Genomic DNA, 26061 nt, shown 5'->3' on the forward strand with positions numbered 1-26061 from the left:
CAAGGTGCGACAGTCTTCATCAGGGGATGCAGATGGCGTACGAGGACGTACGGGAACGTACGACGCGAAACGGGAGTCCGGCACCACGATGAGCGACGAGCCACAGCCGCAGAAGAGCAGCCAGGTCGTGGCGTCCGAAGAACCACGGACGGCGCCTGTCGCCGCGGTTCCCGGCGACGGCCCGAAGCGGCCGAGGCGCACGGGATGGCGCCGGCTGGTCCCCACCTGGAAGACGGTGCTCGGCACCCTCGTAGTGGGCCTGCTGCTCCTGGTCGGACTGTTCGCCCTCGGCTACTACACGGTCAAGATCCCGGCGGCGAACGCGGCGGCCACCAAGCAGAGCAACGTCTACCTGTACGCGGACGGCAGCGAGCTGGCCCGCGACGGCACCGTCAACCGCGAGAACGTCAAGCTCGCGCAGATCTCCAAGGCCGCCCAGCACGCCGCGCTCGCCGCCGAGGACCGCGACTTCTACACCGAGTCCGCCGTCGACCCCAAGGCGATGGTCCGAGCCGCCTGGAACACGGCCACCGGCAAGGGCAAGCAGTCCGGCTCCACGATCACCCAGCAGTACGTGAAGAACTACTACCTCGAGCAGCAGCAGACCGTCACCCGCAAGGTGAAGGAGTTCTTCATCGCGATCAAGCTCGACCGCGAGAAGAGCAAGGACGACATCCTCGAGGGCTACCTCAACACCAGCTACTTCGGCCGCAACGCCTACGGCATCCAGGCCGCGGCCCAGGCCTACTACGGCGTGGACGCCAAGGACCTCTCGGTCGGCCAGGCCGCCTACATCGCCGCCCTGCTCAACGCGCCCAGCGAGTACGACGTGATCGCGCACCCCGAGAACAAGGGCGCGGCCCTGGCCCGCTGGAACTACGTCCTCGACGGCATGGTCAAGAAGGGCTGGCTGAGCGCCACCGAGCGCCAGAAGGAGACCTTCCCCACGCCCCGCCAGCAGGTCCACGCCTCCGGCATGTCCGGGCAGCGCGGCTACCTGGTCGAGGCGATCAAGGACTACCTCACCAGCAACAAGATCATCGACGAGGACACCCTGGCCCGCGGCGGCTACCGCATCACCACCACGCTGGAGAAGTCCAAGCAGGACGCCTTCGTCAAGGCCGTCGACGACCAGGTGATGAGCAAGCTCGACAAGAAGAACAACAAGGTCGACCGGTACGTCCGCGCCGGCGGCGCCGCCATCGACCCGGCCACCGGCAAGGTCGTCGCGATGTACGGCGGCATCGACTACACCAAGCAGTACGTCAACAACGCGACCCGCCGCGACTACCAGGTCGGCTCCACGTTCAAGCCGTTCGTGTTCACCTCCGCGGTGCAGAACGCCTCGCGCACCCAGGACGGCGTCACCATCACCCCGAACACGGTGTACGACGGCACCGACAAGCGGCCCGTGCAGGGCTGGTCCGGCGGGGCGTACGCGCCGGAGAACGAGGACAACGTCTCCTACGGCCCGATCACCGTCCGCAAGGCCACGGACAAGTCCGTGAACGCCGTGTACGCGCAGATGGCCGTGGACGTCGGCCCGTCCAGCGTCAAGCAGACCGCGATCCGCCTGGGCCTGCCCGCGAACACGCCCGACCTGCAGCCGTACCCGTCGATCGCGCTCGGCACGGCCACCGCGAGCGTCCTCGACATGACGCAGGCGTACGCGACGCTCGCCAACCACGGCAAGCACGGCACGTACACGCTGGTCGAGAAGGTCAGCGACGGCACGCAGAGCATCGAGCTTCCGCAGCAGTCCACGCAGCAGGCGGTCAGCCGGGAGGCGGCGGACACCACCACGTCGGTCCTGCGGAGCGTGGTCGACAACGGCACCGCTACCGCCGCACAGGGCGCCGGCCGGCCCGCCGCCGGCAAGACCGGCACCGCCGAGGAGGACCAGGCGGCCTGGTTCGCGGGCTACACCCCGCAGCTGGCCACCGTGGTCGCGGTGATGGGCCAGGACCCGGACACCGGCAAGCACGAGTCGCTCTACGGCGCGATGGGCGTGCCCCGCATCAACGGCGGCGGCGCGCCCGCGCAGATCTGGGCGCAGTTCACCAAGGACGCGCTGCAGGGGCAGCCGGTGAAGGACTTCGACCTGCAGCTCCAGGCGGGCGCGGACCAGACGCTGGAGCCTCCGAGCACCGGGCCCAGGGACCAGCAGCCGGGCACCACCGGCGACCAGTCGAACGGCGGCACGACAGGCGGCCAGTCCAGCACCCCGGGCCAGAACCAGGGCCAGACCCAGGGGCAGACGACGGGCGGCACCCCGGGCACGGGCGGTACGACGACGGGCGGCACACCCGGCACGGGCGGCACCACGACCGGCGGCGCCACGACGGGGACGGGCGGCACCACGGGCGGTGGCGGCACGACGGGGAACGGAGGCACCACCGGCGACGGCGGCACGACCGGCACCGGGGGCACGACGGGCACGGGCGGCACCACCGGCACCGGAGGGACCACCGGGGACGGCGGCACGACGGGGAACGGCGGGACGACCAGCGGGGCGCTGAGCGCGCAGGGCCGGAGGTCGTAGCGGCAGGGTCCTCGCCGTGTGCGAACGGCCCGCACCGGATCACACCGGTGCGGGCCGTCCGCATACGTGGGAGGCGGGACGGTCAGATGCCCAGATCCTTGATGATCTTCGCCACGTGGCCCGTCGCCTTCACGTTGTACAGGGCGCGCTCGACCTTGCCGTCCCCGTCCACGATCACCGTGGAGCGGATGACGCCGACGACCGTCTTGCCGTACAGCTTCTTCTCGCCGAAGGCGCCGTACGCCTCCAGCACCTTCTTGTCCGGGTCGGCGAGGAGGGTGACCCGCAGGGACTCCTTCTCGCGGAACTTCGCGAGCTTCTCCGGCTTGTCCGGGGAGATGCCGATGACGTCGTAGCCGGCGCCCGCCAGCAGGTGGAGGTTGTCCGTGAAGTCGCACGCCTGCTTGGTACAGCCAGGGGTGAGCGCAGCCGGGTAGAAGTACACGATGACCTTGCGGCCCTTGTGGTCGGCCAGGGAGACCTCGTTGCCGTCGGCGTCCGGCAGGGTGAAGGCGGGGGCGGTGTCGCCGGGCTGGAGTCGCTCGCTCATCGGTACCTCACGGGGCAAGGGGCGGGTCACGCGGATCACGCGGGTTACCCGATGAGCCTAATCTGCTTCTGGGCCCTCCACGGGGGTGCCGAGGAGTGCGTTCGGCACAGAGCTGACAGACTGTCGACCACAGAATCACGAAAATTGCGCGGAACACGCCGCACACGACCACGGAGGAAGCGCGGTGACGGACACGTCGAGCACACCGGACACCAGGACTCCGGCCGAGATCGAGGCGGACATCAAGCGCCGCCGCGAGACGCTGGCCGAGACGCTCGACGAGATCGGCGTCCGGGTACACCCGAAGACGATCGTCGGGGACGCCAAGGCCAAGGTCGTCTCCAACATCGACCACACGCTCGGGCGGGCCTACGTGGGCGTCAACCGGGTCGTCAGCGAGGTCAAGGGCCAGCTGGTCACCGAGGAGGGCGCGCCGCGCCTCGAGCGCATCGTGCCCGTGGCCCTGGTCGTGGTCGGTGTCGTGGGACTGTTCGCGCTGGGCTCCCGGCGGCGCAAGGACTGACCCGGCCGCGCGCGAGGCCGTCGAAGGCAGGTAGGTTCAGGGCGTGAGCGAGAAGACCCACCACGACAAGTTGCCCATCCGGATGCTGCACGACCGCGTGCTGGTGCGGCAGGAGACCGGCGAGGGCGAGCGCCGCTCCGGCGGCGGCATCCTGATCCCCGCGACCGCGGCCGTGGGCCGGCGCCTCGCCTGGGCCGAGGTCGTCGCGGTCGGGCAGAACGTACGGACCGTGGAGCCGGGCGACCGGGTCCTGTTCGACCCCGAGGACCGCGCCGAGGTGGAGGTGCGCGGCATCGCCTACGTCCTGATGCGCGAACGCGACCTGCACGCCGTGGCGGCGGACCGCTTCGAGGGGGCGGAGGACTCCACGGGGCTGTACCTGTAGATCAACGGCGTTCACCCGAAAGGGGCCGGTGACCATCGTCACCAGCCCCTTTTGCCGTGCCTTTCCGTGACTGTCCGATGAGCGGTTCGTTACTCCGTACGAGATCGCGAACGCGCGGTCGAGATCGGAGGGGGCATGGCCACGACGGACAAGTACCAACGGAACACGCTCGCGGAGGCAGTCGCCGGCTCCCATACCTGGAATGACCTCATGCGCCGACTGGGGCTCAAGCCGAGCGGTGGACAGCGGCGCGAGCTGCGCTTGGCGGTACCCTCAGCCACGAGCTACGCCGATCTCATGCGCGCCCTGAAACTCGACGTGAACGACACGAATCACAGACGCATCCGCCGTAAGGTCGCCGAGCTCGGCCTGGACACAAGCCACTTCACTCGACGCCCCTGGGGCTCAGTGCAGACAAGCCCGCGCACGGCCATGAGGGAGAAGGTACTTGTGGTCCTTCCGCCCGGATCCGCGCGTCCGAACCGGGCACGGCTGCATGCGGCCTTGCAAGATTCAGGGATTCCCTGTCAGTGCGCCACCTGCGGAAACCCGGGCCAGTGGCTGGGGCAACCGATCACACTCCAGATCGACCACATCAACGGTGACTGGCTGGACAATCGCGTCGAGAACCTGAGGTATCTGTGCCCGAACTGCCATGCCCTGACAGCCACATGGTGCCGCCAGAAAGTCGGGCGCCGTACAAAGCATCCGGACCCACCCGTACACTGAGCAACGCGAAACGACACAGGAAGACAGAGTGTCCGTTTTATCGCGGTCGTGGCGAAATGGCAGACGCGCGGGCCTTAGGAGCCCGTGGGAGAAATCCCGTGTGGGTTCGAGTCCCACCGACCGCACACAGACGTGGCATGACGAAAGGCCCGGTCCAGGTAAGGGACCGGGCCTTTCGCGCAGCCTGCGTCAGCCCAGCAGTTCCCGCACCACCGGTACCAGCGCGCGGAACGCCTTGCCGCGGTGGCTGATCGCGTTCTTCTCGTCGGGGGTCAGTTCCGCGCAGGTGCGCGTCTCGCCCTCGGGCTGGAGGATCGGGTCGTAGCCGAAGCCGTTCGTGCCGGTGGGCTCGTGGCGGAGGGTGCCGCGGAGTTGGCCCTCGACCACCCGTTCCGTGCCGTCGGGGAGGGCCAGGGCCGCCGCGCAGGCGAAGTGGGCGCCGCGGTGGGGCTCGTCGATGTCCGCGAGCTGGGCGAGGAGCAGGTCGAGGTTGGCCTTGTCGTCGCCGTGGCGGCCCGCCCAGCGGGCGGAGAAGATGCCGGGCGCGCCGTTCAGGACGTCGACGCACAGGCCGGAGTCGTCCGCCACCGCGGGCAGGCCCGTGGCCTTGGCCAGGGCGTGGGCCTTGAGGAGGGCGTTCTCGGCGAAGGTGACGCCGGTTTCCCTGACGTCGGGGATGTCGGGGTAGGCGTCCGCGCCGACCAGGTCGTGCGGGAGGCCCGCTTCGGCGAGGATAGCCCTGAGTTCGGTGATCTTTCCGGCGTTGCGTGTGGCGAGGATCAGGCGGGTCATGGGACCAGTATCCGTGGGCGGTGCGCGGCCTCGGCGCCCGCCTGCGGGGCTAGGAGGACGTGCAGACCTTCGTCAGTTCGCCCGCCGCGTTCGTCACCGGGGCCACGTCGGGGGTCTTGTCGCCGTTCTTCATGGCGTCCCGGACACCGGTGACCGCCTTGTGCAGGTCGTCGACCGCCTTGTTGACGTCGACGTTGTCCGTCTTGTCGCTGATCTTGCCGAGGTTCTTCTCGATGGAGTCGAGGGCGTCGTCCGTCTGCGTCGGGTCGTTCGCCGCGTTCTCGACGGCCTGCTGGAGGCCGGTGACGCTGTCGGCTATGGCGTCGGCGGTCTGGACGCAGTCGATGGCCTTGTTCACGGCGTCGCAGCCCGCGCTCGCGCCGACGGCGGCGAGGACGGCGACGGTCGCGAGAGCGGCGGTGGCGGTGCGTCGGCGGTGGCGCGCGGCCATGGAGCGGTTCCCTCTCGGTGGTGGTGAGGGTGGGGCGCGCGGTGTCGTCCGTGCGCCCCACCCGGGTTCACTCCTGAAAACGCCGTACCGCGCTACGCGGTTGCGTCCAGCGCCGCCCGCTGGATCGCGGTGAGCTGTTCGCAGCCCGCCATCGCGAGGTCGAGGAGGGCGTTCAGTTCCCCGCGGTCGAAGGGTGCCGCCTCCGCCGTGCCCTGGACCTCGACGAAGCGGCCGTCGCCGGTGCAGACGACGTTCATGTCGGTCTCCGCGCGGACGTCCTCCTCGTAGCAGAGGTCGAGGAGCGGCACGCCGGCCACGATGCCCACGGACACGGCGGACACGGTGCCGGTCAGCGGCTGCCGGGTGGCCTTGACGAGCTTCCTGCGCTGCGCCCAGGCGACGGCGTCGGCGAGCGCCACGTAAGCGCCGGTGATGGCGGCGGTGCGGGTGCCGCCGTCGGCCTGGAGGACGTCGCAGTCGAGGACGACGGTGTTCTCGCCGAGCGACTTGGTGTCGACGACGGCGCGCAGGGAGCGGCCGATGAGGCGGCTGATCTCGTGCGTACGGCCGCCGATCCTGCCCTTGACCGACTCGCGGTCGCCGCGGGTGTTGGTGGAGCGGGGCAGCATGGCGTACTCCGCGGTGACCCAGCCCTCTCCGCTGCCCTTGCGCCAGCGCGGCACGCCCTCGGTGAGGGAGGCGGTGCAGAGGACCTTCGTGTCGCCGAAGGAGACGAGGACGGAGCCCTCGGCGTGCTTGCTCCAGCCGCGCTCGATGGTGACCGGGCGGAGCTGTTCGGGGGTACGGCCGTCGATTCGAGACATGGCGCCGAGCCTATCCGCAACTGCGTCAGGGGCTTCTCCCACGGTGGGAGAAGCCCCTGGCCATCGGCGTATGCGTACTGGTGTGTGAGTCCGCGTGAGCCGGTGGCTCACATCATGTCTTCGATCTCCGCGGCGATCGGGTCGGCGTCGGTGCCGATGACGACCTGGATGGCGGTGCCCATCTTGACGACGCCGTGGGCGCCGGCGGCCTTCAGGGCGGCCTCGTCGACCAGCGAGGCGTCGTGGACCTCGGTGCGGAGCCGGGTGATGCAGCCCTCGATCTCGTCGATGTTGTCGATGCCGCCGAGCCCGGCAACGATCTTCTCAGCCTTGCTGGCCATGTCCTTACTCCCTGAGCCGAACCGCTGTGTCGAAACTGGTCTACACCACCCCGGGAACGGCCGCAAAGCGCCGGGCGGGAACACCGCGCCCGCCTACGTGGCCTTTATCACGAGTGCGGCATTTGCTCCCTGTCTGTCCGAGGCAACAGAATTCATGGGTTCCTTATCGCGCCTTCACCGTGCTACAACAGGTCTACACCACAGGTGGTGTAGACCACACGGGGCTGCTTCACCCCCGTTCCACCCCCCCCTTCCCGTCCCCCGGCAGCCCCGGCACATGGAGGAAGTATGAGCACCGCCACCGCAACAACGGCGGCCCCCGCGAAGAAGCGGGGTTCCGGTCTGTTCCAGGGCCTGCAGAAGGTCGGCCGCAGCCTGCAGCTCCCGATCGCCGTGCTGCCGGCGGCGGGCATCCTGCTCCGGCTGGGCCAGCCCGACGTGTTCGGCGACGACGGACTCGGCTGGCACAAGGTCGCGTCCGTCTTCGCGACCGCGGGCGGCGCCGTGTTCGACAACCTGCCCTTGCTCTTCTGCATCGGCGTGGCGATCGGCTTCGCCAAGAAGTCGGACGGCTCCACCGCGCTCGCGGCCCTGGTCGGCTTCCTCGTCTACAGCAACGTCCTCAAGGCGTTCCCGCTGAGCGAGCAGCACATCGAGAACGGCAAGATAGTCGAGGCGACGTACAACAACCCGGGCGTCCTCGGCGGCATCCTCCTGGGTCTGCTGTCCGCCGTACTGTGGCAGCGGTTCCACCGCACCAAGCTGGTCGACTGGCTCGGCTTCTTCAACGGCCGCCGGCTCGTCCCGATCATCATGGCGTTCGTCGGCACGCTCTTCGGCGTCTTCTTCGGCCTGGTCTGGGAGCCGATCGGCAACGGCATCTCCGACGTCGGCAAGTGGATCACCGGTCTCGGCGCCGTGGGCGCGGGTCTGTTCGGTCTGATCAACCGCGCGCTGATCCCGGTCGGCATGCACCAGTTCGTGAACGCCGTCTCCTGGTTCCAGATCGGCGACTACAAGAACTCCGCGGGTGTCATCGTGCACGGCGACCTGAACCGCTTCTTCGCCGGTGACCCGACCGCCGGACAGTTCATGTCGGGCTTCTTCCCGATCATGATGTTCGGTCTGCCGGCCGCCGCGCTCGCCATCGCCCACACCGCCCGCCCCGAGCGCCGCAAGGCCGTCATGGGCCTGATGATCTCGCTCGCGCTGACGTCCTTCGTCACCGGTGTCACCGAGCCGATCGAGTTCTCGTTCATGTTCATCGCGCCGGTGCTCTACGGGATCCACGCGGTCCTCACCGCGCTGTCCATGGCGATCACCTGGGCGCTCGGCGTCCACGCCGGCTTCACGTTCTCGGCCGGTGCGATCGACTACCTGCTGAACTGGAACCTCGCCACCAAGCCCTGGCTGATCATCCCGATCGGCCTGGTGTTCGCGGCGATCTACTACTTCGTCTTCCGGTTCACCATCGTCAAGTTCAACCTCACCACCCCGGGCCGCGAGCCCGAGGAGGAGGTCGAGGACCTGACCAAGGCATGACGGTCCAGTAGTACCGGCAGGGCCCCGGAGCCACCTACCCCGTGGTTCCGGGGCCCTGCTGTGCGTGTGTCAGCCCTCCGGTGCCACGCCCTCCAGCGCCGCGCTCACCAGGTCCACCGCCAGGTCACGGGTGTCGTGAACCGGAAGACTGTTGTCCGTGTACCAGTCGGTCGTGGCCTCCGGGTGCGGGCCGGTGACCGCCACCAGGCCGGCGCCGAAGCGGGTCACCAGAGCGGCGGGCAGACCGTTCGTGTACGTGGCCAGCACCCGCGTGTCCGCCGCCGCGGCGGTCTCGTCGAGGACGAAGCAAGGCCCGTCCTGGAAGAACAAGGTCCGGGGCCGACCCCGCCACACCACCCCGACCAGCGTGTCGCTCTCGTCGTGGACCGTGCACTCCGGCGAGGAGATGTACTGGTCGGTGTCCCCGGGCAGCAGCCCGAACCCGGGGGTGGCCCCGGCCAGATAGCCGCCCAGGCAGAAGCCCACGTACCGCCCGCCGCCCCGGACGAAGTCGCGGATCGCGTCGCGTTGCCGCCGCAGCTTGCGGTAGGCGCGCGAGAGCGTGCCGCCGCCCGGCTGGGCGTACACCAGGGCCCGGGACAGCGACCCGGCCGAGAACGGCACCGCCTCGCGCGGCCCGGTGAAGCGGACGTCCAGGTCCCAGGGGCCGGCGGTGAGCAGGTCCGCGACCGCCTCCGGGCATCCGGGCAGACTGGCCGGCCCCCGGTAGACGAGGGCGAGCGCACGCCGCCCGGCGCCGGACGCATCGGCGTGTGCCACGCCTTCCTCACCGCCCCGAATGCGCGACGCCCTCGGCGGGGAGCCCGCGCCAACTGGTCCCCGGCGTCAGGTGCTCCCCCTTCATGACCAGGGACAGTGCCCCGAGCCGGACGCTCTCGCCCACCACCGCGTCGTACAGCACGATCGCGCGGGTGCCGATGCTCGCTCCGGACCGGACGGTCACCTTCGACATCTTCATGACCCGGTCCTCGAACAGGTGGGTCTGCAGGGAGACGTGGGTTCCGATCGCGGCGTCGTCGCCCACCTCCACCAGGTCGAACTCGGTGAGGAAGGTGGTGCCGATCCAGGTGCGCCGTCCGATGCGGGCGCCGAACAGGCGGAGCACCGGCGGCAGGAAGGGCGTTCCCACCAACATACCCACTCCGGCCGGGACCGCAGCGGCCTCGAACAGGCCGGTGACGAACTCGGTGCGCCGGACGAACAGGCTCCACAGCGGTGCGACGCGCGGCCGGTACCGCCCGACGACGACGCGCTTGACCAGCGCGCAGAACGCGATGACGGCGCCCATCGCGCCCATGGCGAGCAGCGGTGACACCAGCACCGCCACCGGCACGCCCGCCCGGCGGGTGAGGGCGGAGAGCGCCGACAGGAACAGGCAGCCGCCGGCCGCCAGCAGGGAGGCGGGCAGGGTGGCGCGGAAGAACTCGATGCCCAGGCGCCCCAGCACGGCCCTGCGGGTCGGCCGGTAGGTCAGCTCCTCGGGGAAGGATCCGCTGCTCTGCCGCACCGGAAGCCGCAGCGCGGGCGAGCCCAGCCAGGTGGTGCCCTCGGGGACGCGATCCGGCGGCGGGACGGTGCCCACGCCCACCAGGGAGCCCGCTCCGAGTTCCGTTCCTGCCGGGACGAGCGCCGCGTTGCCGACGAACGCGCGGCTGCCCACCTCGGTGGGCCCGAACGCCACCCGGTCCGCGGCGAAGGCGGCGGACCCGATGCTCGCCATGTCCGCGACGAAGCTGCCGTCCTTCAGCGTGAGCAGGCCGGGGTCGACGTGGGCGGCCGTGGACACCTCGGCGCCCCGGCCGACGCGCGCGCCGAGCAGCCGCAGCCACGACACGGTGTAGAGGGTGGCGTACAGCGAGTTGGTGAAGGTGAGGCTGTACTCCAGCAGCTTGTCCGCGACCCACTTGCGCACGCCGAGGAAGGAGCGCGCGGGGTGGATGCCGACGGGTACCCGGGGCAGGACGAGGCGCTTGCCGACGGCGACCACCGTGCACACCGTGGCCACCAGCAGCGGTCCGGACAGCGCGGCGGCGGCCGCTCCGGCGCCCCCGCCCCAGCGCAGCCAGGCCCACCGGACCAGGGCGGAGGACGGCAGGATCATCGCGGGCGGGGCGGCCTCCAGCAGGAGCAGACCGAGCAGTGCGGCGGCCAGGTGCCGTGGCCGTCGGCGGTCGGTGTCGCAGGGCCCGGCCAGCATGGTTTCCACGGCCGGGGCGAGGGCATCGACCGGGCGCGCCGGTGATCCGGCTCGGCGCGCCCCGGCGGGGACCGGCTCGCCCGGGCCGAGCAGGGACTGCTCGCCGAGTGCGGAGCGGTCGCCCATGCGGGCGCCGGGTTCTAGGACCGCCCCCGCGCCGACGTAGGCCCGCTCACCGATGGTGATCGGGGCGACGGTCACCCATCCGTCGGCGACCTGCCAGGGCCGCAGGCAGACACCGTAGCCGACGGCGGTGTCGCTGCCGACGCTCAGCAGGGTGGGCAGGGTGATCAGGCCGGTGGCGATGGTGGCGCGGGCCCCGATGCGGGCTCCGAGGAGCCGCAGGTAGGGCGCCATGAGGGGCGAGCCGCTGAGCACCCGGAGCGGGCTGATGCCGAGCAGCAGGTCCAACGCCCACAGGCGCAGGTAGACCACCCCCCACAGCGGGTGGCGGCCGGGGGTGATGCGCGCGGCGAGGGGGCGGGCCAGGACGACGGGGAGCAGCCAGCGCAGGGCGGTGTAGCCGGTCAGCACGGCGATCGCGGGTTCGGCCACCGCCCAGCCCGAGACCTGGCCGTTACGGACGGCGAACGAGACGGCCAAGGGCAGCGTGAACAGCAGCAGCACGATGTCGATCGCCGCGGCCTGGGCGAGCCCGGCGCGTGCGATCCGGGCGCGGCCGTGGCGGAGCGGTGGCGGGCGGGGCGGTTCGCTGGTGGCGGGGATGGCCGTCTCCCTGCTGCGCAGCCGGGCGGCGAGCGCGCGGACGGTCGGGTGTTCGTAGAGGTCGCGCAGGGTGGGACCGGGTTCGCCGTCCCGGCCGCGCAGCAGGGAGACGGCCCGGGCGGCGAGCAGGGAGTGGCCGCCGAGATCGGTGAAGAAGTCGGCCTCGGCGGACAGCTGGTCCGGGGGGATGCCGAGGACCTGGGACCAGGCGTCCCGGACGCGGGTCTCCCGGACGTCGCGGGCGGGCACCACCCGACCGGTGCACGCGAGCCGTCTGCCGGTCGGGACCGGCAGCCGGCTGCGGTCGGCCTTGCCGCTCGGCATGACGGGCAGCCGGTCGAGGACGTCCAGGAACGACGGCACCATGTACGCGGGCAGCATGCGGCGCAGACGCTCGTGGAGGCGGGCGGCGAACGCGTCGTCGTCCCGGGCGCCGTCCGGTGCATGGGGGCCGCCGGCGCGGACGACGTAGGCGGCGAGAGCCTTGCCGTCCGGGCCCTGATCGGCTCGCGCGCCGGGCACCGGGACCAGCGTGGTGACCGCCGCGGCCACGTCTGGGTCCTCCAACAGGACGTTGTCGATCTCGTCGAGGGCGACCCGGTGGCCGCGGACCTTCACCTCGGCGTCGGCCCGGCCCAGGTACTCGATGTCCCCGTCGGCGGTCATGCGGCCGAGGTCCCCGGTGCGGTAGAGCCGGCCGCCGCGGGGGGCCAGCGGGTGCCGGATGAAACGCTCGGCGGTCAGGTCGGGGCGGCCCACGTAGCCGCGGGCGAGGCCCGGGCCGCCCAGGCAGATCTCGCCGGTCGCGCCGTGTGGCGCGGGGCGGAGCCGCTCGTCGAGCAGCACCACCGAGTACGTCGGCAAGGGGCGCCCGATGGTGACGGGCCGGCCCGGGCGCAGTTCCTTCCAGGTCGCGGTGACGGTGGCCTCGGTGGGTCCGTAGGTGTTGAGGACGCGGCGGCCGGGCCTGCTCCACCGCTCGGCGAGCGGCGCCGGGCAGGCCTCGCCGCCCACGAGGAGGCCGCGGATCCGCGGCACGTCCCGCGGAAGGGTCGCCAGCAGCGTGGGCACGCAGTAGAGCACCGTGACGGCCTGCTCATCGAGGAAGTCGGCGAGTTCGTCGCCGAGCCGTCCCGGTCCGGCCGGTCCGGCGACGAGCGTGGCACCCACCGTCCACGTCGGCCAGATCTCCTCGATGGAGAAGTCGAACGACAGGGTCATGCCCTGGTACACCCGGTCGTCCGGGCGTATGCCGTAGACGGGGGTCACCACGCGGAGGAAGTTGCAGATGCTCGACTGAGCGATCTCCACGCCCTTGGGGCGGCCGCTGGATCCCGAGGTGTACATGACGTAGGCCACGGGGTCGTCCTCATCCGGCTCGGCGGCGGGCGGACGTGTGGTGGGCAGGCGGGCCAGGTCGTGGGCCAGGGTGTCGGTCTCGATCACCCGGCACCGCCTCGGCGCCCCGGGGGCGAGAGCGGAGGTCGTGAGCAGGGCGGCGGCGCCGACGTCGGCCAGGATGAAGGCGACGCGGTCCGGCGGTGCCTCCGGATCGACCGGCACGAACGCTGTCCCGGCCTTGCAGACGCCCAGGAGGCACGCGTACATCTCCACCGAGCGCGGCACCATGAGCGCCACGCGTGCGCCCGGGCCGATACCCAGCCGGCGCAGGTGGTGGGCGACCTGGTTGGCGCGGGCGTCGAGGCCGGCGTAGGTCAGGCGCTGCCCGTCGCACTCCAGCGCCACGGCCGACGGGCTGCGGTCGCAGGCGGATTCGAAGTAGCGGTACAGCCGGCCGAGGGAACGCGGCGTCCCTGGTCCGGTGTGGCCTCTGGTCCTGACGGTGGGTCGGGCGCAGGCGTGGGAGGCCATCGGGGCTCCTCCTTTTCGGCTCGTGGAGGTTCTCGCTCGTCCCGGTGACCTCTCCAGCCTGTGCAGGCGTCACTGAGAAGAAGCTGAGAGAACGCAAGAGGATGCAAGAGGACGCAAGAAGACGTAAGAGGATGCAAGAAGACGCAATAGGACAGACGACGCAAGAGGCCACTGAGAGGACACGCAAAGACCGCCGCTCCATGGGAAGCGGCGGTCGGCGTCGGATCGTCCGGAGAGGCCTCGATGTGCCGTTCGACGTCTTGGGGCCAAGGCGTCAGAGCTCGTACGTAGCCCGTGGCGCCGCCAGTTCGACCGGTCCCGGATAGACCGCGCGGGCGTCCGTCAGGTTGACCTGGGGGTCGGTCCACGGCGGGATGTGGGTGAGGACGAGGCGGCGCGCCCTGGCGCGGGTGGCGGTCTCGCCCGCCTCACGGCCGTTCAGGTGGAGGTTGGGAATGTCCTCCTTGCCGTGGGTGAACGCGGCCTCGCACAGGAACAGGTCGGCGTCGCGCGCGAGTTCGTCCAGCGCCTCGCTCACACCGGTGTCGCCCGAGTAGGTGAGTGACCTGCCGCCGTGCTCGATCCGGATGCCGTACGCCTCCACGGGGTGGCGTACGCGTTCCGTGTGCACGGTGAACGGGCCGATCTCGAACGTGCCCGGCTTGACCGTGTGGAAGTCGAAGACCTCGCTCATCGAGGATGCCGAGGGCGTGTCGCCGTAGGCGGTCGTCAGGCGCTGTTCGGTGCCCTCCGGTCCGTAGACCGGGATGGGGGCGCAGCGGCCGCCGTCGTGGCGGTAGTAGCGCGCGACGAAGTACGCGAGCATGTCGATGCAGTGGTCGGCGTGCAGGTGGCTCAGGAAGATGGCGTCAAGGTCGTACAGACCGCAGTGGCGCTGCAACTCGCCCAGGGCGCCGTTGCCCATGTCGAGCAGCAGCCGGAAGCCGTCGGCCTCGACGAGGTAGCTCGAGCAGGCCGATTCCGCGGACGGAAACGACCCCGAGCAGCCGACGACGGTGAGCTTCATAGAGCTGGAACCTCCGTGGCGGGGCGTGCGCAAGGCAGGGACGGGGAACGGTGACGGGGGTCGTGCGGTCCGTCGAGCGTAAGGCGCAAAAGGTCGGGTCGCTCCTCCGCCAGGGGCCGTTGTGGGGGAACTCACCTGTGGTGTCACCGGTTCGGCTGGAACAACGGCGCGCGCGGCGCACCGTATGGCGCACAGCCCGCGACTGAGCCGCTCGTTGGCGCGTGCGAAGGGCGCGCAGTGATGCGGACGCGCCGGTACCGTCGTCCGTATGGACACGTCGTGGTGGCTCGCGCTGGCGGCGGTGGTGCTGCTCGCGCTGGTCGCGACGCTGGTGGACGGATGGGGGCGCGGGCGGCGTCACCGTGCCGCGGCCGCGCGTCCGGCGGGGCGTGCCCGGGTGCATCCGCGGCCGGCCGAGATCTGGTGGGCGAGCGTGCCCCACGGTGACCGGCCGGGCGGCAAGGAGCGGCCGTGCCTGGTGCTGACGGTGCGCGGGGACAGCGCGACGGTCGCGCGGATCACCAGCCGGTACCGCGACGAGCGGACGGGCGTGATCCCGCTCCCGCCGGGGTCGGTCGGCGACGTCCAGGGGCGGCCCAGCTTCCTGGAGACGGACGAGCTGCGGGACGTGCCGCTGTGGGACTTCCGGCGCCGGGTGGGGGTGGTGGACCCCGCGCTGTGGGACCAGGTGCGGTACCTGGCGGGATGAGCGTGTTCATGGCGGGCCTCATGGCTTGGTCACCGTGACCGTGACGGTCCACCGCTGGATGCCGAGGCACGACGTCTGGCCGGGGCGCTTCGCGCACAGCGGGCGGGTGGCTGCCAGCTGTGCGGTGCCGGGCGCGACGGCGTCGAAGGCGGCCACGGCGTCGCCCGGCTGAACGACGAAACCGGCGTTGACGGCCTTCAGCGCCGCGCCGGTGGCGGTGACGGGGGTCCAGGGGCGGTCCTGGGTGCCGTCCAGGGTGAGGCGGAGCTGTCCGCCGGTGGTCAGGCACACGGTGTGGCCGGTGTCGGCGGCGGTGAGCTGGACGTGAGGGGTGCAGCCGGCGGGAGTGGCCGTGGGGGACGGTTCCCCGGAGGAGGGCGCCGAGGGGGAGGCCGACGGGGACGCCGATCCGGACGCGGGCGCCGAGGCCGACCCGGTCACCGACGGGGACGGCGACACCGCGCCGCTGCCGGCCGCTCCCGGCCCACTGTGCGTGCCGCAGCCCGCGAGGAGGAGCGCCGCTGCCGCGACGGCGATGGCAGTGGTCCGCTGAGCGGTGGTACGGCGCATGAGGGCCGCCTCTCGTTTCTCGTGCCCGTGTGTGCCGATGTGACGTTTCTCCAGCGCATCAGGATCCCCACGAGCCCGCAAACGGGCCCCGGCCCACACGCCCGGCCGGGGCCCCTTCGCGCACAGGTGCGTCAGCTCGTCGTCACGGCGGTGTCGTCGATGACGAAGCTGGTCTGCAGCGAGGAGTCCTCCACGCCGCTGAACTTCAGGGTGACCGTGGACCCCGCGAACGAGGACAGGTCGAAGGACTTCTGGGTGTAACCGGAGGCCGCGTTGACGTTGGAGTACGTCGCCAGCGTGGTCGACCCGGCGGTCACCGTCAGCTTGTCGTACGCGGTGCTGCCGGTCTCCGCGGTGTCGATGTGCAGGTAGAAGGTCAGTGTGGCCTTGCAGCCGGACGGGACGGTCACCGACTGGGACAGCGTGTCGGTGTGCGAGGAGCCGTACCCGTCGAGCCAGGCGTAGTAGGAGCCGCTGTGCGCCGCCTCACCGCTGTCGTTGGTGATCACACCGCTGGAGGCGCTCCAGGTGGTGTTGCCCGACTCGAAGCCCGGGTTGCCGAGCAGCTGCGCCGAGGTGCAGGTGCCGCCGGAGGAGCCGACCGTCCAGGTGAAGGAGGTCGAGCCGGAGGCGCCGGTCGCGTCCTTGGCGGTGACGGTCACGCTGTAGGTGCCCGCGGTGGAGGCGGTGCCGGAGATCAGGCCGGTCGAGCTGTTGATCGACAGGCCGGTGGGCAGTCCGGTGGCGCTGTAGGTGAGGGTGGCGCCCGCGCTGTCCGTCGCCTTGATCTGCAGGCTGACCGAGCCGCCGGTCGTGGTGGACTGGTTGCCCGGGTTGGTGACGGTCACCGTGTTGCCGGTGCTGCTGCCGGAGGAGAAGGCGGTCGTCCCGTTGGGGGTGCCCCAGCCGGTCGGGCCGTCGTAGCCGGTGCGCGCGGTGCAGAAGTACGAGGTCGAGCAGGAGCCGTTGCTGCCGCTGGTGACGTCGTACAGGTTGCCCGTGTGGGAGTAGGGGTACTTCGCCGGGTAGTCGGTGGAGCCCGGGGTGCCCGCGAGGGCGTAGACGCCGGCGATGATCGGGGCGGAGGCGCTGGTACCGCCGTAGACGGCCCAGCCGGAGCCGCCGTAGGTGTCGTAGACCGCGACGCCGGTTGCCGGGTCGGCGACCGCGGAGACGTCGGCCTCCATGCGCTTGGAGCAGCCGGTGTCGGTCTGCCAGCTCGGCTTCGGGTCGTAGGCGGAGCAGCCGGAGCCGGTGCCCTCGGTGGAGCTGGTGTTCCACACGGACTCGGTCCAGCCGCGGGAGTTGGACGACGTGCTCAGCGCGGTCCCGCCGACGGCGGTGACGTACTGGGAGGTCGCCGGGTACTCGGCGCCGTAGCCGGAGTCGCCCGCGGAGACGGTGATCGCGACACCAGGGTGCTTGAAGTACGAGGTGTCCTCGCTGGTCTGGGAGGAGGACTCGGAGCCGCCCCAGCTGTTGGAGACGAACTTGGCGCCCAGCGAGACCGCCTCGTTCTCGGCGATGCCGAGGTCGGTGTCGTTGGCGGAGTTGGCCTCGACGAGGATGATGTTGCAGTTGGGGCAGACGGCGCTGACCATGTCGATGTCCAGCGCCTCCTCACCGGCCCACCCGGAGTCGTTCGTGGGCAGCGAGGTGGTCGAACCGGTCTGGCTGACCTGCTTGAAGCAGCCGTTGGCCTTGGTGCACGCGGACAGGCCGTACGTCGAGCGGTAGGTGGCCAGGTCCGACTCGGCGTTGGGGTCGTTGTAGGCGTCGACCACGGCGACGGTCAGGCCGGAGCCGCCGGTCGAGGGCAGGTTGTAGGCGCTGTGCAGGTTGGCCGGGGAAAGGCCGGAGGGCGCGGCGGCCGCGAGCGCGGAGGCCAGCCGCTGCTTGACGTCGGTGCGGCGCTGGGCGAAGCAGGACGCCTGGCCGGGCTTCGCGGTGGCGCACAGGTGCTGCGTCGGGACCTTCTGGCCGGCCTTGCCGGTCGAGTGGACGGTCTGCCGCTGGGGATCGGTGAGCGCCGTGGCGTTCTGGGACGTGCGGGTGGTGTGCGCGGTGGCGGCGGGCGCGGTCTGCGCGCCCGCGGACGGGGCCGCCAGGAACCCGGCGACGGTGAGGGTGAGGGCCGGGACGGCGGCGGTCAGGAGTCTTCGAAGACTCCGGCGCCGCTTGTTCGGGCGTGACTCACGCATGGGGGTGTTGCCTCCATCGGTCGAGGCCGGCACCGCGCGGCCTGGGTGGGGCCGGACGCGGACCACAGCCGGAAGTGGGGATTCGCGAGCTGAGTGGCAGGCCGTGACGCGCGTAGCGGCGGTGGAACGCGCGTCATGGGCATGACACTTGGAACACCCTGCGATGCCGATGAGCGTGACATTGACAGGACGGGCAGAACGTAGCTCCGTCCGCCTCCGAAAGGTTCCCCCCGGCGAAGATCTTTGCCGCGCCGTAGGCAACGCTTAGCCCCCTCATAGGAGGGGGTTGGCGCATTGATGGCGGGACGGGCCGGAGGGCTTCAGGCCCAGAGCTGGCCCTGGAGCGTCTCGATGGCCTCTTCCGTGGTGGCGGCCGTGTAGACGCCGGTCGACAGGTACTTCCAGCCGCCGTCGGCCACGACGAAGACGATGTCGGCGCTCTCGCCCGCCTTGACGGCCTTCTTGCCGACGCCGATCGCGGCGTGCAGCGCGGCGCCGGTGGAGATGCCCGCGAAGATGCCCTCCTGTTGGAGCAGTTCACGGGTCCGGGTCACCGCGTCCGCCGAGCCCACGGAGAAGCGGCTGGTGAGGACGGAGGCGTCGTACAGCTCCGGCACGAAGCCCTCGTCGAGGTTCCGCAGGCCGTACACCAGGTCGTCGTAGCGCGGTTCGGCGGCGACGATCTGCACGTCCGGCTTGTTCTCGCGCAGGTAGCGGCCCACGCCCATCAGGGTGCCCGTGGTGCCGAGCCCGGCCACGAAGTGCGTGATGGACGGCAGGTCGGCGAGGATCTCGGGGCCGGTCGTCGCGTAGTGCGCGCCCGCGTTGTCCGGGTTGCCGTACTGGTAGAGCATCACCCAGTCCGGGTGCTCGGCCGCCAGCTCCTTGGCGACGCGTACGGCGGTGTTGGAACCGCCCGCCGCCGGGCTGGAGATGATCTCGGCACCCCACATGGCGAGCAGTTCCCGGCGCTCCTGCGAGGTGTTCTCGGGCATCACGCACACCATGCGGTAGCCCTTGAGCTTGGCCGCCATGGCCAGGGAGATCCCGGTGTTGCCCGAGGTGGGCTCGAGAATCGTGCAGCCGGGGGTGAGGCGGCCGTCCTTCTCCGCCTGCTCGATCATGTGCAGCGCGGGGCGGTCCTTGATCGAACCGGTCGGGTTGCGGTCCTCCAGCTTGGCCCAGATACGGACGTCGGGGGACGGCGACAGCCGCGGCAGGCACACCAGGGGGGTGTTGCCCACCGCGGCCAGCGGGGAGTCGTAGCGCATCGGGATCAGCGACCGTCGGGCTCAGGCCATGCCGCCGGCGACGGCCGGCAGGATCGTCACGTTGTCGCCGTCGGCGACCTTGGTGTTGATGCCGTCGAGGAAGCGGACGTCCTCGTCGTTGAGGTAGACGTTCACGAAGCGGCGCAGCTCGCCGCCGTCCACGATGCGGGCCTGGATGCCCGGGTGACGGGTCTCGAGGTCGGCGAACAGGTCGGCGAGGGTCTCCCCGGTGCCTTCCACCGCCTTCTGGCCGTCGGTGTACTGGCGGAGGATGGTCGGGATGCGGACCTCGATGGCCATGGTTGCGGGCTCCTGTCGGAAGGAAGTCAGGGTGGGGGTCCACCCTGCTCGAGCGAAGTCGAGAGCTTGGGGGCGCGCGGCGGGCGCGAGAACGCAGGGATGCGCGGGTCGGGCCCCGCGGCTCACGGCCGTACGGCGGCAGGGACAGCGTCAACAGATGGCGCTGGCGAGCCTGCACAGGTCGACGTGCAGCCGCGCCACGAGCAGTGCGCCCGGCGTCTTGTCGCTCACGTCGTTCAGAACCATGCGCTCATCGTAACGATTCCCGGCCGGGGCCCTGGAGTGTGATCTCGCTGTTCGGACAGATTTCATCCGCGATGCGAGATCAGTACGACTCCACGATCTTGACCTCTTCCTCCGTGACCTCGCCCTCCACGATCCGGAACGAGCGGAACTGGAAGGGGCCCGCGCCGTCGGTGTCGGCGGTGGAGACCAGGACGTAGTGGGCGCCGGGCTCGTTGGCGTAGGAGATGTCCGTGCGGGACGGGTAGGCCTCGGTCGCGGTGTGGGAGTGGTAGATGACCACCGGGTCCTCGTCGCGGTCGTCCAGTTCCCGGTAGAGCTTGAGCAGGTCGCCGGAGTCGAACTCGTAGAACGTGGGCGAGCGGGCCGCGTTCAGCATCGGGACGAAGCGCTCGGGGCGGTCCGAGCCGGCCGGGCCGGCGATGACGCCGCACGCCTCGTCGGGGTGGTCCTGGCGCGCGTGCGCGACGATCCGGTCGACGAGGGCCTGGGTGATGGTCAGCATGACGGCCAGCATAAGCAGACATTCGAGGGGGGCCGCGCGACGGGGGCGCCCCCAGGCGTTCAGCTCTGGGGGCGCGTCAGGCAGGGCGGTGGTGGGAGACGGGTGGGCCGCCCGGTACCGAGGGGTGGTACGGGGCGGCCCACATGGTGAGCTACGAGCGAGTCAGGAGACTCACGTGGGACTCAGCGGACCTTCTCCAGCTCCTGCTCCCGGCGCTGGGCGACCTGCGGGTTGCGGGCCTTCAGCACCGCCCAGCCGACGGCCAGGGCGGCCGCCCAGACCGCCATCACGTACAGGCAGACGCGGGAGTCGGCGTCGTAGGCGATCAGGCAGGTGACGAAGAGCAGGAACGCGATGGCGATCCAGCTGCACACCGCGCCGCCCGGCGCCGGGAAGGAGGAGGCGGGCAGCCGGCCCGCGTCCACCGCGCGGCGGTACAGGACGTGGCTGACCAGGATCATCAGCCAGGTCCAGATGCCGGCCGCGGTGGCCACCGAGGTGACGTAGCCGAACGCCTTCTCCGGGACGACGTAGTTGAGGACCACGCCGATGCCCATGAAGGCGACCGAGACCGTGATGCCGAGGGCCGGGGTCTTCGAGGCGGACAGCTTGCTGAAGACGCGGGGCGCCTCGCCGTTGTCCGCGAGGGTGCGCAGCATGCGGCCCGTGGAGTACATGCCCGAGTTGCAGGACGAGAGCGCCGCGGTCAGCACCACGAAGTTGACGATGCCCGCGCCGGCCGGGATGCCGATGACCGCGAACGCCTTCACGAAGGGGCTGACGCCCGCCGCGAACTCGGTCCACTTCACCACGCACAGGATCACGGTGAGGGCGCCGACGTAGAAGAGGGCGATGCGCCAGGGCAGGGTGTTGATCGCCTTGGGGAGGGTCTTCTCCGGGTCCTCGGACTCGCCCGCGGTGACACCGACCAGTTCGACGGCGAGGTAGGCGAACATGACGCCCTGCAGGGTCATCAGGGACGAGCCGATGCCCTTGGGGAAGAAGCCGTCGAACTGCCAGAGGTTGGAGACCGCGGCCGTGTCGCCGGCGGCGCTGAAGCCGAAGGTCAGCACGCCGAGACCGATGACGATCATGCCGATCAGCGCGGTGACCTTGACCATCGAGAACCAGAACTCGATCTCGCCGAACAGCTTCACCGAGATCAGGTTGGCCACGAACAGGACCACCAGGAAGACCAGCGCCGTCACCCACTGCGGGATCGACGGGAACCAGTAGTGGACGTAGATCGCGGCGGCCGTCAGCTCGGCCATGCCGGTCACCACCCACATCAGCCAGTACGTCCAGCCGGTGAAGTAGCCGAAGAACGGGCCGAGGAACTCACGGGAGTACTCCGCGAAGGAACCCGACACCGGGCGGTACAGAAGCAGCTCGCCGAGCGCCCGCATGATGAAGAAGATGATCACGCCGGCGAGGGCGTACATCAGGATCAGGCTGGGTCCGGCCTTGGCGATGTTCGCCCCCGCGCCCAGGAACAGGCCGACGCCGATCGCGCCGCCGATCGCGATCATCTGGACCTGACGGCTGCCGAGCCCGCGCTCGTACCCCTCCTCAGGGGTGTTCTCCGTCTCGACCTGCGCTGAGGTCATGTGTGCTGCGCCTTTCTCCATGCCGACCCGGGCCTCTCGTCGGCCGCGGATCGTCTCGATCCCCCCGGATTGATGGAGCGAGCGGGCTCGGGCTCTCCCGGGTCCGCTCATGCCTGGCCGACGGTCGTCGGCTCGGTGGCGCACCCGGCGCAACATGGGTGGTGTTCGCCGGGCGGTCGTGAAGATTTATCACGACCGCAACACTGATCACCCGGACGCGATGTGGCGCAGCACACAGCAAGAAGCGGACAAAGTACGCACGAACGGCCCATACATGGCCGCAATGGTGACGGGATCGTTATCCGGATTTGAGCGTCCGCTGAGCGAACACGAAATCCACACAGGTCAGGGCATAAGGGTGGTGACGAGCGTCTCCTGGAGACCACCGAGCCACAGATACGCCATCACCATCGGCTTGCGCGGGTCCTCGTCCGGCAGCCGGTACAGCTCGTCGGTGTCGTCCTCGTCGGCGACCTCGAGCCGGGAGCCGATCGCGAGGCGCAGGTCGTTCAGGGCGCCGAGCCACTGCTCGCACTCCTCGCGCGACAGCTTCAGCACCCCGCCCTCCCGGCTCGCCGAGGTCAGCGCGTCCAGGGTGTGGATCACCGCGAGGGCGTTCTCGCGTTTGCGGGCGCGCAGGTCGTTCTCGGTGAAGCGGCGGAACTCGGCGGAATGGGCGCGCAGCTCGTCGGCCTGACCGGGCGAGACGGGCTCGCTGCCCGGGTCGCCGTACGCGTCCGGGAACAGCCGGCGCAGCACGGGGTCGGCGGGCGGCTCGCTCGGGCCCTCCGCGAACAGCTCGGCGAGTGGATCCTCGGAGGCGTTCTCCGCGGGGCCCGGCCCGATGAGTTCCAGCAGCTGCACGGCCAGCGAGCGGATGATGGAGATCTCGACGTCGTCGAGGGCGACGGCCGCGCCGCCGCCGGGGAGCGGTTCGAAGTGTCCTGACATGAAGGGAGGTCGCTACTTCCGGTCCTGCTGGAGGGTGGCCCACAAGCCGTAGCCGTGCATCGCCTGCACGTCGCGCTCCATCTCCTCGCGCGTACCGCTGGAGACGACCGCCCGGCCCTTGTGGTGGACGTCGAGCATGAGCTTGGTGGCCTTGTCCTTGGAATAGCCGAAGTACGTCTGGAAGACGTACGTCACATAGCTCATGAGGTTGACCGGGTCGTTGTGGACGATCGTGACCCAGGGGACGTCGGGCTCGGGTACGGCGAACTCTTCCTCCGCCGGCTGTGTTCGTTCGATCTCTACGGGAGCGGGTGACGTCACAAGCCCCATGCTGCCACCCGAGGGGGGTGGTCGCACAAACGGGCACCTCCACCCGGCCCGCAAATCGTCAGACTGACGAGATGAGGAGTACGATCGGCTGTCCCAGGCACTTGAAGCACCGATGGGTGCACTCGAACAGTCGTGTGTGAGGAGAGCTTTGGTGGGCGTTGCGGATCTCGGGTTGCCCGAAGAAGGGCGCGAAGCGCTTCCTCATAAGGGCGGTGGTGGGCGACGGGTGGGCGTTCCCTCGACGGCGCTCTTCACCGACCACTACGAGTTGACGATGCTGCAGGCCGCCCTCAGGGCGGGCACCGCCGAGCGGCGTTCGGTCTTCGAGGTCTTCACCCGGCGGCTGCCCGACGGCCGCCGCTACGGCGTGGTGGCCGGTACCGGGCGTGTCCTGGACGCGGTGGAGAACTTCCGCTTCGACGCGGGCGTCCTCGGCTTCCTGCGCGAGCGCCGGGTCGTCGACGACGAGACGCTGGACTGGCTCGCCGGCTATCGCTTCAGCGGCGACATCTGGGGCTACCCGGAGGGGGAGGTGTACTTCCCCGGCTCGCCGATCATGCGGGTCGAGGGCTCCTTCGCCGAGTGCGTTCTGCTGGAGACCGTCGTCCTGTCGATCCTCAACCACGACTCGGCCGTCGCGGCCGCCGCCTCGCGCATGGCCTCCGCCGCCGGGGGCCGGCCGCTGATCGAGATGGGTGCCCGGCGCACCCACGAGCTGGCCGCCGTGGCCGCCTCCCGCGCCGCGTACGTCGGTGGCTTCACCACCACCTCGGACCTGGCGGCCGGCTTCCGGTACGGCATTCCGACGGTCGGGACGTCCGCACACGCCTTCACCCTGCTGCACGACAGCGAGCAGGACGCCTTCCGGGCCCAGGTGGAGTCGCTGGGCCGGGGCACCACGCTGCTCGTGGACACCTACGACGTCACGGAGGCCGTCCGGCTGGCCGTCGAGGTGGCCGGGCCAGAGCTGGGCGCCGTGCGCATCGACTCGGGGGACCTGCTGCTGGTCGCGCACCGGGTGCGGCAGCAGCTGGACGCGCTGGGCGCCTCCCACACGAAGATCATCGTGACCTCGGACCTGGACGAGTACGCCATCGCCTCGCTGGCGGCGGCGCCCGTGGACGCGTACGGCGTGGGCACCCGGCTGGTCACGGGCTCCGGGCACCCGACCTGCTCGATGGTCTACAAGCTGGTCGCCCGCGCCGAGTCGGCGGACCCGAAGGCGCCGCTGGTGCCGGTGGCGAAGAAGTCGACCGGCGGCAAGACGTCCGTCGGCGGGCGCAAGTGGGCGGCGCGGCGACTGGACGAGCACGGGGTGGCCGAGGCCGAGGTGGTCGGCATCGGGCCGGTGCCGGACGAGCTGGCGGACCGGCAGCTGCTGGTGCAGCTGGTCAAGGGGGGCGAGGTGATCTCCCGGGAGCCGCTGGACGTCGTCCGCGACCGGCACGCGGCCGCCCGCGCCAACCTGCCGCTGTCGGCGACACAGCTGTCGCGCGGGGAGCCGGTGATCCCGACCGAGTACGTGTGACGCGCCGCTGTTGACGCGCCGGGAGGACCATGGAGGGAGGGGCCGGGTGCGGCTTCGGCCGCTGCTCGCTTGAGGGCGCATGGACGGACGGCGGGCGGAAATGCACCGGCGACGCACCCCGCGCACCGGCCGACCGCCCGATGCCCTCTCCCGCCCGGTCCCCGAAGTCTCTAGGCTCGGTAGGTCATGTAGTTCACGGACGGCCGGGCCCGCACCCTCCACACCCGAACCGCTGCCAAGCCGAAGGACACCGACCATGCGCCGCGCCTTGATCGTCGTAGACGTGCAGAACGACTTCTGTGAGGGTGGCAGCCTCGCGGTGTCCGGGGGTGCCGATGTGGCCGCCGCGATCACCGAGCTGATCGGGCAGGCCCCCGCCGGGTACCGCCATGTGGTGGCCACCCGTGACCACCACATCGCCCCGGGCGGTCACTTCGCCGACAACCCGGACTACGTCCACTCGTGGCCCGCGCACTGCGTGGCGGGCACGGAGGGCGTGGGCTTCCACCCGAACTTCGCCCCGGCGGTCGCCTCCGGCGCGGTCGACGCCGTGTTCGACAAGGGGGCGTACTCGGCGGCCTACAGCGGGTTCGAGGGGGTCGACGAGAACGGGGTCGCGCTCGCGGACTGGCTGCGGGAGCGGGAGATCGACGAGGTGGACGTGGTCGGGATCGCCACGGACCACTGCGTGCGCGCCACCGCGCTGGACGCGGTGCGCCAGGGCTTCCGTACGCAGGTCCTGCTGGACCTGACCGCCGGGGTGGCCGAGGAGACCACGGAACGCGCGCTGGAGGAGCTCCGGGAGGCGGGCGTGGAGCTGTCCGGCAAGCCGGTGGTGTCCTGACACCCGCCGGGCCCCCGCACCCGTGCGCCCCGCTCCCGTGCGCCCCAGCGGGTCACGGCTGGGTTGTCCGTCTCAGCAGGGACCTGATCGGGTGCCACAGCTCGACCGACAGGTCCTGTGCCGCGGTGTCCGGGGCCGTGCGCCATATCAGGCCGTCGGGGTGGTGCAGGACCGCCGTGACCTCGTCCGGGGAGGGCGGGGCCGCATTGCCGCGCAGGTAGACCGCGCGCATGCCCAGGTTGCGCAGACGCGTCAGGGCACGGGCGCGGTTCTGGGCGTGGACCAGGACACGGACCGAACCGGCGCCCGAACCGGGGCTGGGCAGGTTCAGAGCCACCACCACACTGCCGTTCGGCAGCTTGCAGAAACCTCCTGCGGCCATACGCGTCATACCCCCGTGAGACCTGGTGTCAATAAGAGAGCCACAGCAGGCACCTAAACACGATCGGCGGCCGCCCGCCAAGGGGCTGCCGCCGATAC

General features: G+C 70.8%; 26 protein-coding genes and 1 tRNA gene. 9 read left to right on the forward strand and 18 right to left on the reverse strand.

Annotated features, from left to right (window positions below; genetic code table 11):
• The first annotated feature begins 88 nt into the window (after positions 1-88).
• Positions 89-2542 carry a transglycosylase domain-containing protein gene (locus ACFYZE_RS17340; protein ID WP_388994043.1) on the forward strand — a complete coding sequence of 818 codons (2454 nt, stop codon included), beginning with the start codon at positions 89-91 and terminating at the stop codon, positions 2540-2542.
• 82 nt (positions 2543-2624) lie between these two features.
• Here ACFYZE_RS17340 and bcp read toward each other — a convergent pair whose 3' ends face one another.
• The gene (gene bcp, locus ACFYZE_RS17345; RefSeq protein WP_388994046.1) at positions 2625-3092 is read right to left on the reverse strand and encodes a thioredoxin-dependent thiol peroxidase; all 468 of its coding nucleotides are present in this window, start codon (positions 3090-3092) and stop codon (positions 2625-2627) included.
• A gap of 184 nt (positions 3093-3276) precedes the next feature.
• Between bcp and ACFYZE_RS17350 the strand changes: the two genes are divergently transcribed.
• The 4 genes from ACFYZE_RS17350 (at position 3277) to ACFYZE_RS17365 (ending at position 4854) form a co-directional block, all read left to right on the forward strand.
• On the forward strand, positions 3277-3615 hold the full coding sequence (locus ACFYZE_RS17350; protein ID WP_388994049.1) for a DUF3618 domain-containing protein: 339 nt from the start codon (positions 3277-3279) through the stop codon (positions 3613-3615).
• 43 nt (positions 3616-3658) lie between these two features.
• On the forward strand, positions 3659-4000 hold the full coding sequence (locus ACFYZE_RS17355; protein WP_181139332.1) for a co-chaperone GroES: 342 nt from the start codon (positions 3659-3661) through the stop codon (positions 3998-4000).
• A 135-nt stretch (positions 4001-4135) separates the two neighbouring features.
• Positions 4136-4729 (forward strand): HNH endonuclease, encoded by a 594-nt coding sequence (locus ACFYZE_RS17360; protein ID WP_388994052.1) that lies wholly within the window; start codon positions 4136-4138, stop codon positions 4727-4729.
• 42 nt (positions 4730-4771) lie between these two features.
• Positions 4772-4854, forward strand: a tRNA-Leu gene (locus ACFYZE_RS17365).
• Between the two features lie 64 nt (positions 4855-4918).
• Here the strand turns inward: ACFYZE_RS17365 and rdgB are convergent.
• The 4 genes from rdgB to ACFYZE_RS17385 all read right to left on the reverse strand — a co-directional run bounded on the left by rdgB (position 4919) and on the right by ACFYZE_RS17385 (position 7137).
• A complete protein-coding gene (rdgB, locus tag ACFYZE_RS17370) occupies positions 4919-5521 on the reverse strand; it encodes an RdgB/HAM1 family non-canonical purine NTP pyrophosphatase (protein ID WP_388994055.1) in 603 nt (200 codons plus the stop codon).
• A 49-nt stretch (positions 5522-5570) separates the two neighbouring features.
• The gene (locus ACFYZE_RS17375) at positions 5571-5972 is read right to left on the reverse strand and encodes a hypothetical protein (protein ID WP_388994058.1); all 402 of its coding nucleotides are present in this window, start codon (positions 5970-5972) and stop codon (positions 5571-5573) included.
• A 92-nt stretch (positions 5973-6064) separates the two neighbouring features.
• Entirely contained in the window at positions 6065-6796 is a 732-nt protein-coding gene (gene rph, locus ACFYZE_RS17380) for a ribonuclease PH (protein WP_388994061.1), read from the reverse strand.
• Positions 6797-6903: 107 nt separating this feature from the next.
• Positions 6904-7137, reverse strand: a complete 234-nt coding sequence (locus ACFYZE_RS17385; protein ID WP_043440579.1) for a glucose PTS transporter subunit EIIB — start codon at positions 7135-7137, stop codon at positions 6904-6906.
• A gap of 288 nt (positions 7138-7425) precedes the next feature.
• Between ACFYZE_RS17385 and ACFYZE_RS17390 the strand changes: the two genes are divergently transcribed.
• On the forward strand, positions 7426-8679 hold the full coding sequence (locus ACFYZE_RS17390) for a PTS transporter subunit EIIC (RefSeq protein WP_388994064.1): 1254 nt from the start codon (positions 7426-7428) through the stop codon (positions 8677-8679).
• A 69-nt stretch (positions 8680-8748) separates the two neighbouring features.
• On the opposite strand, the gene ACFYZE_RS17395 is transcribed toward ACFYZE_RS17390, so the two are convergent.
• From ACFYZE_RS17395 to ACFYZE_RS17405, 3 genes are all read right to left on the reverse strand, one after another.
• Positions 8749-9459 (reverse strand): BPL-N domain-containing protein, encoded by a 711-nt coding sequence (locus ACFYZE_RS17395; RefSeq protein ID WP_388994067.1) that lies wholly within the window; start codon positions 9457-9459, stop codon positions 8749-8751.
• Positions 9460-9466: 7 nt separating this feature from the next.
• The gene (locus tag ACFYZE_RS17400; protein ID WP_388994070.1) at positions 9467-13495 is read right to left on the reverse strand and encodes a Pls/PosA family non-ribosomal peptide synthetase; all 4029 of its coding nucleotides are present in this window, start codon (positions 13493-13495) and stop codon (positions 9467-9469) included.
• Positions 13496-13769: 274 nt separating this feature from the next.
• Positions 13770-14522 (reverse strand): MBL fold metallo-hydrolase, encoded by a 753-nt coding sequence (locus ACFYZE_RS17405; RefSeq protein ID WP_388994073.1) that lies wholly within the window; start codon positions 14520-14522, stop codon positions 13770-13772.
• A gap of 268 nt (positions 14523-14790) precedes the next feature.
• On the opposite strand from ACFYZE_RS17405, the gene ACFYZE_RS17410 reads away from it, so the two are divergent.
• A complete protein-coding gene (locus tag ACFYZE_RS17410) occupies positions 14791-15231 on the forward strand; it encodes a type II toxin-antitoxin system PemK/MazF family toxin (RefSeq protein WP_388994076.1) in 441 nt (146 codons plus the stop codon).
• Between the two features lie 18 nt (positions 15232-15249).
• On the opposite strand, the gene ACFYZE_RS17415 is transcribed toward ACFYZE_RS17410, so the two are convergent.
• The 9 genes from ACFYZE_RS17415 to clpS all read right to left on the reverse strand — a co-directional run bounded on the left by ACFYZE_RS17415 (position 15250) and on the right by clpS (position 23209).
• Entirely contained in the window at positions 15250-15801 is a 552-nt protein-coding gene (locus ACFYZE_RS17415; RefSeq protein ID WP_388994079.1) for a hypothetical protein, read from the reverse strand.
• A gap of 131 nt (positions 15802-15932) precedes the next feature.
• Entirely contained in the window at positions 15933-18002 is a 2070-nt protein-coding gene (locus tag ACFYZE_RS17420) for a putative Ig domain-containing protein (RefSeq protein WP_388994082.1), read from the reverse strand.
• A 320-nt stretch (positions 18003-18322) separates the two neighbouring features.
• The gene (locus ACFYZE_RS17425; protein ID WP_388994085.1) at positions 18323-19273 is read right to left on the reverse strand and encodes a PLP-dependent cysteine synthase family protein; all 951 of its coding nucleotides are present in this window, start codon (positions 19271-19273) and stop codon (positions 18323-18325) included.
• Between the two features lie 21 nt (positions 19274-19294).
• Complete coding sequence (locus ACFYZE_RS17430) at positions 19295-19573, reverse strand: MoaD/ThiS family protein (protein WP_103845066.1); 279 nt, start codon at positions 19571-19573, stop codon at positions 19295-19297.
• Positions 19574-19723: 150 nt separating this feature from the next.
• Complete coding sequence (locus tag ACFYZE_RS17435; protein WP_216825713.1) at positions 19724-19819, reverse strand: winged helix-turn-helix domain-containing protein; 96 nt, start codon at positions 19817-19819, stop codon at positions 19724-19726.
• A gap of 79 nt (positions 19820-19898) precedes the next feature.
• Complete coding sequence (locus tag ACFYZE_RS17440; RefSeq protein ID WP_388994090.1) at positions 19899-20321, reverse strand: Mov34/MPN/PAD-1 family protein; 423 nt, start codon at positions 20319-20321, stop codon at positions 19899-19901.
• A gap of 182 nt (positions 20322-20503) precedes the next feature.
• Positions 20504-21928 carry an amino acid permease gene (locus ACFYZE_RS17445; protein WP_388994093.1) on the reverse strand — a complete coding sequence of 475 codons (1425 nt, stop codon included), beginning with the start codon at positions 21926-21928 and terminating at the stop codon, positions 20504-20506.
• A gap of 345 nt (positions 21929-22273) precedes the next feature.
• The gene (locus ACFYZE_RS17450; RefSeq protein WP_388994096.1) at positions 22274-22879 is read right to left on the reverse strand and encodes a DUF2017 domain-containing protein; all 606 of its coding nucleotides are present in this window, start codon (positions 22877-22879) and stop codon (positions 22274-22276) included.
• 12 nt (positions 22880-22891) lie between these two features.
• Positions 22892-23209, reverse strand: coding sequence for an ATP-dependent Clp protease adapter ClpS (clpS, locus tag ACFYZE_RS17455; protein ID WP_388994098.1), 318 nt, complete (start codon positions 23207-23209; stop codon positions 22892-22894).
• 151 nt (positions 23210-23360) lie between these two features.
• Between clpS and ACFYZE_RS17460 the strand changes: the two genes are divergently transcribed.
• Both ACFYZE_RS17460 and ACFYZE_RS17465 read left to right on the forward strand, forming a co-directional pair.
• Entirely contained in the window at positions 23361-24737 is a 1377-nt protein-coding gene (locus ACFYZE_RS17460; protein ID WP_388994101.1) for a nicotinate phosphoribosyltransferase, read from the forward strand.
• 256 nt (positions 24738-24993) lie between these two features.
• Positions 24994-25581, forward strand: a complete 588-nt coding sequence (locus ACFYZE_RS17465) for a nicotinamidase (RefSeq protein ID WP_388994105.1) — start codon at positions 24994-24996, stop codon at positions 25579-25581.
• 52 nt (positions 25582-25633) lie between these two features.
• Here the strand turns inward: ACFYZE_RS17465 and ACFYZE_RS17470 are convergent, their stop codons facing one another.
• On the reverse strand, positions 25634-25963 hold the full coding sequence (locus ACFYZE_RS17470; RefSeq protein WP_388994108.1) for a hypothetical protein: 330 nt from the start codon (positions 25961-25963) through the stop codon (positions 25634-25636).
• Positions 25964-26061 lie beyond the last annotated feature (98 nt).

The organism is Streptomyces sp. NPDC001796, from assembly GCF_042892355.1.
Taxonomy (GTDB): Bacteria; Actinomycetota; Actinomycetes; order Streptomycetales; family Streptomycetaceae; genus Streptomyces.